This is a genomic window from Thiocapsa sp. C2-2m (assembly GCF_041903745.1).
Lineage (GTDB): Bacteria > Pseudomonadota > Gammaproteobacteria > Chromatiales > Chromatiaceae > Thiocapsa > Thiocapsa roseilacustris.
In genome coordinates this window covers 302,864-311,222 of sequence record NZ_JBBWVD010000001.1, presented here as the reverse complement: position 1 = coordinate 311,222, position 8,359 = coordinate 302,864, and the positions used below count along the sequence as shown (strand labels likewise).

The 8,359-nt window shown below is 61.9% G+C and carries 6 protein-coding genes and 1 rRNA gene; all 7 read right to left on the bottom strand.

What is annotated here, in order from left to right:
* Positions 1-233, bottom strand: a 16S ribosomal RNA gene (locus AADX97_RS01410); the annotation flags it as partial.
* 425 nt (positions 234-658) lie between these two features.
* Positions 659-1,276 (bottom strand): dephospho-CoA kinase, encoded by a 618-nt coding sequence (coaE, locus tag AADX97_RS01405; RefSeq protein WP_374232691.1) that lies wholly within the window; start codon positions 1,274-1,276, stop codon positions 659-661.
* 136 nt (positions 1,277-1,412) lie between these two features.
* The gene (locus tag AADX97_RS01400) at positions 1,413-2,291 is read right to left on the bottom strand and encodes an A24 family peptidase (RefSeq protein ID WP_374232692.1); all 879 of its coding nucleotides are present in this window, start codon (positions 2,289-2,291) and stop codon (positions 1,413-1,415) included.
* Positions 2,292-2,353: 62 nt separating this feature from the next.
* The gene (locus AADX97_RS01395) at positions 2,354-3,601 is read right to left on the bottom strand and encodes a type II secretion system F family protein (protein WP_374232693.1); all 1,248 of its coding nucleotides are present in this window, start codon (positions 3,599-3,601) and stop codon (positions 2,354-2,356) included.
* Positions 3,602-3,612: 11 nt separating this feature from the next.
* Positions 3,613-5,328 carry a type IV-A pilus assembly ATPase PilB gene (pilB, locus tag AADX97_RS01390; protein ID WP_374232694.1) on the bottom strand — a complete coding sequence of 572 codons (1,716 nt, stop codon included), beginning with the start codon at positions 5,326-5,328 and terminating at the stop codon, positions 3,613-3,615.
* 20 nt (positions 5,329-5,348) lie between these two features.
* On the bottom strand, positions 5,349-6,182 hold the full coding sequence (locus AADX97_RS01385) for an NYN domain-containing protein (protein WP_374232695.1): 834 nt from the start codon (positions 6,180-6,182) through the stop codon (positions 5,349-5,351).
* A gap of 155 nt (positions 6,183-6,337) precedes the next feature.
* Complete coding sequence (gene acs, locus AADX97_RS01380) at positions 6,338-8,284, bottom strand: acetate--CoA ligase (protein ID WP_374232696.1); 1,947 nt, start codon at positions 8,282-8,284, stop codon at positions 6,338-6,340.
* Positions 8,285-8,359: the final 75 nt, after the last annotated feature.

Genomic DNA, 8,359 nt, shown 5'->3' with positions numbered 1-8,359 from the left:
GCTAATCGGACATGAGCTCGTCTCGACGCGAGAGCCGAAGCCCCCTTTCACCCGTAGGTCGTATGCGGTATTAGCCCGAGTTTCCCCGGGTTATCCCCCACGTCGAGGTGGATTCCCATGCGTTACTCACCCGTCCGCCACTCTACTCGGGCCAAAGCCCTTTCGCGTTCGACTTGCATGTGTTAGGCATGCCGCCAGCGTTCAATCTGAGCCAGGATCAAACTCTTCAGTTCAAACCGTCACCCATTGCCAAAGCAATCGGCTTCTTTCCTTGCTCAACAAACTCTTCGTCACCGAAGTGCTTGCCGATGTCTCTTTGGAATCATCCAAACGACATCGGAGCACCCGCACAAATTATCTGATGACCCGATTGTTAAAGATCTCTCTCTCAGCTCGACTCGGCTCGGACATCGCCGAACTTCCACTCCGCCAAGACCGACAATTTTACAGCTCCCGAGGATCTTGTCAACCCCTCGTCTCGCGCTCCCTCACCCCTCAACATCTCTTCTCCCTCACTCCGGCAGCCCCTCCAAGACCACCACCGCTTCCGGTTTCCCCTCAGCGAGCCGCGCATTCTATACCTCTGCGCACCACTGTCAATGCCCGTGTGACGACGCGGTTACGGAAGAGTTGAAGATCGCCACAGCGCACGCGCGATCTAACGGACCTCGCGATCCGCGCGGTCTCCGGCGAGCGCAATGTACTTGCGATGGATGCGTTCGGCCTGTGCCAAGAGCGCAGGGAGGTCGCCGCTGTTGTCGAGGATGTCGTCTGCTCGGGCTAGACGTTCGGCGCGGCTGATCTGGCTGGCGACGATACGGTCGATTTCGCTGTGGGTCAGGCCGCTGCGCCGCCGCACGCGTTCGTGCTGTGCCGTTTCCGGAACATCGACGACGAGGACGCGTTCGACGAGTGTGTGTTGGTTGGTCTCGAAGAGGAGTGGGATGACCAGGACGGCGTAGGGTGCGTCGAGCGCTGCAAGTCTCTCGAGCATTCGGTCCTTGATCCGTGGATGCAGGATGCCCTCCAGCCGGGCGCGTGCGTCCGGATCGGAGAAGACCTGCGTGCGTAAGGCATCGCGGTCCAGCCGACCGTCCGTCCCGATGAGCTCGGTGCCGAAGGTGGCGGCGATCTCGGCGAGAGCCGGCTGCCCCGGCTCGGTCAACTCGCGCGCGATGACATCGGTGTCGATCACGCCCGCGCCCCGAGCAGCCAATGCGTCAGCAACGGTCGACTTGCCGCTGCCGATACCGCCGGTCAGGCCGATGACAAGCATCTCTGGGTCCGAATCCGTGCGCCATGTTGCGGGTGCGTTCACAAAGAGTCCCGTCTAAACCGGGTGTTCCGGGACGTCCTTGAGCTCATGCGACGGCCAACTATCGGCGAATGGCGCAGGGCGTGCCGGAAGCAGTTTAGAGCCCCGCCATCTGGAAGTAGGTCTGGTTGATCTGCTCCCCCCAGATCAGACTGATCCAGCCCGCCGCCGCGAGAAAGGGACCGAATGGCATGGGTGCGCCCCGTTCATGGCGTCCGCTCAGGATCAGGGCGGCACCGAGCACTGCGCCGGTCAAGGCGGACAAGAGGATGATCTGCGGAAGGAATTGCCAACCGAGCCAGGCGCCTAAAAGTGCCAACAGCTTGAAGTCGCCGTAGCCCATGCCTTCCTTGCCGGTGGTGAGGCGAAAGAGATGGAAGATCGACCAAAGGCTGAGGTAGCCGGCGACAGCGCCGATGATCGCCGAGTGACTGTCCGTGAAGACCGTGAATAGGCTCAGGATCAGGCCCAGCCAGACCAGCGGAAGTGTGATGTTGTCAGGCAGAAGTTGGGTATCGAAGTCGATCGCGGCGAGCGCGATCAGTGCCCAGGTGAGCAGGAGGGCGGGTCCGGTCTGCCAGCCGAGACCAAGCTGCAGGATGACGATCAGGGTCAGCAGCGCCGTGAAGCTCTCGACCAATGGATAGCGTAGACCGATCTCCGCGCCGCAGGCCGAGCAACGGCCCCGCAAGAGGAGATAGCTCAAGACTGGGATATTCTCGTGGGCGCGAATCCGATGGCCGCAGTGCGAGCAGGTCGACGGCGGATGGGCCAGTGAAAGCCGTTTTTGTTCCGGTTGGTCGTTCGCGCTCGGTGTGCCGGAGAGCTCGGCGCAGTCCCGTGACCACTCGTCTTCGAGCATTCGAGGAAGCCGCAGGATGACGACATTGAGAAAGCTGCCGACGATCAGTCCGACGAGGATCGAGACCGCATAGAGCAGCAGCGGGGTTTGCTCGAAGACGTCAATCCAATCCATGTAAGGCCCCCTTGGCCGTCGAGTCGGTGGTCGATGAAAGCAGATTTCCGACCGGGCGCGGTTTAAACGACCGAGGCCAGTTTAAAGATCGGCAGGTACATGGCGATGATCAGGCTCCCGACCAGGCCGCCGATCACGACCATGATCAGCGGCTCGAGCAGACTGCTCAGGCTGTCGACCGCGTTGTCGACCTGCTCCTCGTAGAAGTCGGCGACCTTCGCGAGCATGTCGTCGAGCGACCCAGACTCCTCCCCGATGGATGTCATCTGAATGACCATATGCGGAAATAGATCTTGCTGGCGCATCGACAGTTGCAGCGATTGCCCGGTCGCGACCTCTTCGCGCATCTTCAAGACCGCGTTCTGGTAAACGATGTTGCCGGTGGCGCCCGAGACCGAATCCAGCGCCTCGACCAGCGGTACGCCGGCCGCGAACATGGTGGAGAGGGTGCGGGCAAAACGCGCGAGCGCGGCCTTGTTCAAAATCGGCCCGATGATCGGGATCTTCAGCGCCGCTCGATCGATTGCCTCGCGGAACGCGCGTGAGCGCTTGAAGGTGTTGCTGATCACATAGCCGACCGCGCCGAGGCCAAGCAGGATAGCCCACCACCATTGTTGCAGCGCATCGGACAGGCCGATCACCATGAGCGTAAAGGCAGGCAGATCCGCGCCGAAGCTGGCGAACAGGTCCTTGAACTGCGGGATAACGAAGATGAGCAGAACCGCGCTCACGATGATGGCCACCGCGATGACCGCCACAGGATAGAACATCGCCTTTTTGATCTTGCCCTTGATCGACTCGGTCTTTTCCTTGTAGGTCGCGATCTTGTCGAGCAAGACATCCAGCACGCCGGCCTGCTCGCCGGCGGCCACCAGGTTGCAGACCAGGTCGTCGAAGTGGAGCGGATACTTGCCCATCGCCAGCGCCATGGCGGTGCCGCTCTCGATGTCCTGCTTGATTCCCAGGATCAAGTCCTGCATCGCCGGGTTTTCGTGACCGCGTCCGACGATGTCGAACGCCTGCACCAAGGGCACGCCGGCGGACATCATGGTCGCGAGCTGCCGGCTGAAGATGGCGAGATCGGTGCTGGTGATCTTTTTCTTGCCGCTGAAGAGCGGTTGCGGCTTTTTCTTGACCTTCGTCGGGCTGACGCCCTGTCGGCGTAGATCCGCCCGCACCATCGTCATGCTGGGCGAACGGGTCTCCCCCGTCACCTTGGCCCCGCGCCGGTCGCGTCCTTCCCAGGTGAAGACGTAAGCCTTCTCGGCCTGCGGTTTGGGTTTCGGCTTCGTCTTGAGTGCGGTTGCCATGAGCGTTCTCGTCACTCCTTGGTGACTCGGTTGAGCTCTTCGAGGCTCGTCATCCCTTCTTTGACCTTACGCAGACCGGATTCACGCAGGTCGGCGACGCCTTCGCGATGGGCCTGCTCGGCGAGCTGCATCGAGTTGCCCCCTTCGAGGATCAGCCGCCGGATCGTCTCCGATATGGGCATCACTTGGAATATACCGACACGCCCGCGGTAGCCCTTGGTGCAGCGCTCGCATCCCACCGGTCCGAAGACGACGATCCCTTCTTCGATATCCGCTGCGCTGAAGCCCTCTTGGAGCAGGACCTCGCGCGGCAGGTCCTCGGGCGCCTTGCACTGCGGGCAGAGCCGTCGCGCGAGACGCTGCGCCATGATGAGCAGGACGGAGGATGCAATGTTGAAGGGTGCCACGCCCATGTTGGCGAGACGGGTCAGCGACTGCGGGGCGTCGTTGGTGTGGAGCGTGGAGAGCACCAAATGTCCAGTCTGCGCGGCCTTGACCGCGATTTCCGCGGTCTCCAGGTCGCGAATCTCGCCGACCATGACGATGTCCGGGTCCTGACGCAGGAACGCCCGCAGCGCTGCGGCGAAGGTCAGCCCCGTCTTGGGATTCATGCTGACCTGATTGATCCCCGGAACCTGGATCTCGACCGGATCCTCGACCGTCGAGATATTGATGTCCGGTTGATTCAGGAGATTAAGCGCGGTGTAGAGCGACACCGTTTTCCCGGATCCGGTCGGGCCGGTGACCAGGATCATGCCGTACGGCTTGTGGATGGCTTCCAAAAATGCCTTACGCTGTTCGAGCTCGAAGCCCAAGGCCTCGATGCCGACTTGAGCCGAGGCGGAATCGAGGATCCGCAGGACTACCTTTTCGCCGTAAAGGGTCGGCAAGGTATTGACGCGGAAGTCGATGTCGCGCGTCCGACTGACCTTGAGCTTGATGCGTCCATCCTGAGGGACGCGACGCTCGGCGATATTCATCCGCGACATGACCTTGAGGCGCGCGACCAGCCGTCCGGCGATATTCATGGGTGGACTCGCCACCTCGCGCAACATGCCGTCTTGTCTGAAGCGCACACGAAAGAACTTCTCGTAGGGCTCGAAGTGGATGTCCGAGGCGCCCGCCGAGATGGCATCGACCAAGACCTTGTTCACGTACCGCACGATCGGTGCTTCGTCAATGTTGATGTCGGCGTCTTCGCGCTGGTCCTCGTCGTCCGGGGCGATTTCCAGCTTGTCCAGGTCCGCGTCCATGAGCTCGGTCATGGTTGTGTCCTGGGCCTCGATCGCGGTCTCGATCGCGGCCTTGAGCTTGTCCTCTTCAACCAGCACCGCATCGGTCGCCAGCCCGGTGTTGAAGCGGATCTCTTCGAGCGCCTGATCGTTGGTCGGATCGGACAGGGCCAGGAAGAGGCGGTTGCCGCGCCGGAAGATCGGCAGTGCACGATGTTTGCGCACCAGTCGCTCGTCGACCAGGTTCACCGGAAGGTTCAGCAAATCAAGCGCATGGAGGTCGAGCAGCGGCACCCCGAACTCATGCGAGGCCGCGACGGCGATGCGTCGACTGTCGAGCAGTTTCTGTTCGACGAGATAAGGGACGAAGGCTTGCCGTCGGCGGGCCGCATCGTCGTAGGCGGCGATCGCTTCACGCTCGGAGATCAGGTTGTCGCGCACCAGGCGCAAGGCGAGGCCCGAGAGTGTGTTCTTGGCTGTTTGCTCCGTCGCCATGGCTCGTGTGTCGTCGGACCTCAGCGGTTGACTGAAAAGGCGAGTCGGACATTGCTCGCGACCAGGCCGTTGTCCTTCTGCTCGCTCTCGTTGAGGTAGAACTCGAGCACCGTCTCACGGCTCATCAGCATGTCTTCGGTAACATCGTCGGCCAACTCGTTGACGTGGCAAAAGACGCTGATGTAAGGAGAATCCGCCTCCCGTGGATCCGTCACCCACAGCGCCGGCGAGATGCGGTCCATGATCCTCAGAAACCCATAGCCTTTGTCCGTGAACCACTTGGTGCACACCCCGCGCACGCAGGATCCGGGTTTGCCCCACTCGTTGCGCGGCTCGTAGGAGATCGGCAAGAGGTCGGGGATCAGGAATCCGGAATAGTAGGCATCGACCTGTTGCTGAAGTTGGCGGGAGACGTTTTTGAAGCCCATCAACTCGACTCGGCAACCGGTGTTTTGCAGCGCCTCGACGACCTGAAGAAAATCGCCGTCGCCCGTCACCAGCAGGACTTGATCGAGCTTGTTCGCCTGCAGCATGGCATCGACCGCCATGTCGAGATCGGCATTGGCCTTGGTGGTGACGTTGCCGCTCTCATCAGTATAGCGCCGGACCAGCTTCACGGTGATCTTCCAGCCGAAGTCCCGCACCATCTGCTGGTAAGTCTGCGCCTTCTTCCTGTACTCCAAGTCCTCGCGAGCCCGCTCGGCATCGAAGGCCATGTAGGTGTTGAGGCGTTGCAGGATCCCGCCTTCACGTGCGGCGAAGCGTCGCAGCACGTCGTAGCGCATCTGAAAACCGCCGTTGTAGCGGACATTCTCGGCATCGACGAAGACGCCGACTCTAAAGCTTGAGCTCATAGTGACCGTGATTTCACATTCTATGCACAGCCACGCGGCCATCGCTCGCGCAGGTGTCGAGTCCGATGGCCGCGGGTCATGTGGTCCGGTTCAGCGAACCGTTTCGCTTGGACGGTCGACGCTGCCGCACGCGGCAGGCGACCGACCCTGCGCCCTTACTTGTTGACGCGATTCTCGATCAAATCGTTTACCACCGTCGGGTCGGCAAGGGTCGAGGTGTCGCCGAGCGAGTCGATCTCGTTGGCCGCGATCTTGCGTAGAATTCGGCGCATGATCTTGCCCGACCGGGTCTTGGGCAGGCTTGGTGCCCATTGGATGATGTCGACGATGGCGATCGGACCGATCTCTCCGCGCACCATGGCGACCAGCTCCTTCTTCAGGTCGTCCGTCGGCTCCACACCGGCCATCGGTGTGACGTAGGCATAGATGCCCTGCCCCTTCAGATCGTGCGGGTAACCGACGACGGCCGCCTCGGCGACATGCGGGTGCAGCACCAGCGCCGACTCGATCTCAGCGGTACCCAGACGATGACCCGAGACGTTCAACACGTCGTCGATCCGACCGGTGATCCAGTAGTAGCCGTCGGCGTCGCGACGTGCGCCGTCACCCGTGAAGTAGTAACCCGGATACTGTTTGAAGTAGGTGTCGATGAAACGCGCATGATCGCCGTAGACGCTGCGCATCTGCGCCGGCCACGGCTGACTGATGACCAGCGCGCCCTCGCCCGGACCCTCGATCAGGGTTCCGTCGGCCGGATCGACCAACGCAGGGACGACACCGAAGAAGGGCAGGGTAGCCGAACCCGGCTTGAGTGCGGTCGCGCCCGGCAGCGGGGTGATCAGGTGGCCGCCCGTCTCGGTCTGCCACCAGGTATCCACGATCGGGCAACGCTCGTCGCCGACGACCCGGTGGTACCACTCCCATGCCTCCGGATTGATCGGCTCGCCGACCGAGCCGAGGATGCGCAGCGACTTGCGCGAGGTCTTCTTCACGGGCTCCTCGCCTGCGCGCATCAGCGAGCGGATAGCGGTCGGAGCGGTGTAGAAGATGTTGACCTGGTGCTTGTCGATCACGTCCCAGAAGCGGGACATGTCCGGATAGTTCGGGATGCCCTCGAACATCAGCGAGGTCGCGCCGTTGGCCAAGGGGCCATAGACGATATAGGTATGACCCGTGACCCAGCCGACGTCGGCGGTGCACCAATACACCTCGCCGTCCTGGTAGTCAAAGGTGTACTTATGGGTCATGGCGGCGAAGACCAGGTAGCCGCCCGTGGTGTGAAGGACACCCTTTGGTTTGCCGGTGGAGCCGGAGGTGTAGAGGATGAACAACGGATCCTCGGCGTCCATCTCCTCGGGTGGGCATTCCACGGATGCGCCGGCAAGGGCTTCGTCGTACCAGATGTCGCGACCTTCAGTCCACTCCACGGCGCCGCCGGTCCGACGCACGACCACGACGGTATCGACGTTTGGACATTCCTGCAGCGCGGTGTCGGCATTCTTCTTCAGCGGGATGTGACGCCCGCCGCGCACGCTCTCGTCGGAGGTGATCACCAGGCGGCACTCGGAGTCGAGGACGCGATCACGCAGCGAGTCGGGCGAGAAGCCGCCGAAGACGATGGAGTGGGTCGCGCCGACGCGGGTACAGGCGAGCATGGCGACCGCGGCTTCCGGGATCATCGGTAGATAGATACAGACCCGGTCGCCCTTGCGCACGCCACGTGACTTGAGAACGTTCGAGAGCTTGCAGACCTCGGCATGGAGCTCGCGGTAGGTGATCTTGCGGTCTTCCGACGGGTTGTCGGCCTCCCAAATGATGGCGACCTGGTCGCCGCGGGTTTCCAGATGGCGGTCCAGGCAGTTGTATGAGACGTTCAGCTTCCCGCCTTGAAACCACTTAATGTGCAGATCTTCGGCCTGGTAGCTATAGTCCATGACCGAGTCCCACGGCTTAAACCAGGTCAGAAAGGTCTCGGCCTGCTCGGCCCAGAACCCGCGCGGGTCGTCGATGGACCGCTTGTACATGGCGGCGTACTGCTCGGCGTTGACATGGGCCTTCGCGGCGATGCCTGCAGGAACCTGATAAACCTTCTCTTCCGACATGGTAGTTGTCTCCTCGACTTGGTGGAGTGATCGTTGCCGGCGCACTGCGGGCTGTCTTTGGTGCCGGCGCGAGCG

Coding starts and splice junctions, on each gene's coding strand:
- coaE (WP_374232691.1), bottom strand. CDS start 1,276: ATGCTTGTCATCGGCCTGACCGGCGGTATCGGCAGCGGCAAGTCGACC.
- AADX97_RS01400 (WP_374232692.1), bottom strand. CDS start 2,291: ATGGATTGGATTGACGTCTTCGAGCAAACCCCGCTGCTGCTCTATGCG.
- AADX97_RS01395 (WP_374232693.1), bottom strand. CDS start 3,601: ATGGCAACCGCACTCAAGACGAAGCCGAAACCCAAACCGCAGGCCGAG.
- pilB (WP_374232694.1), bottom strand. CDS start 5,328: ATGGCGACGGAGCAAACAGCCAAGAACACACTCTCGGGCCTCGCCTTG.
- AADX97_RS01385 (WP_374232695.1), bottom strand. CDS start 6,182: ATGAGCTCAAGCTTTAGAGTCGGCGTCTTCGTCGATGCCGAGAATGTC.
- acs (WP_374232696.1), bottom strand. CDS start 8,284: ATGTCGGAAGAGAAGGTTTATCAGGTTCCTGCAGGCATCGCCGCGAAG.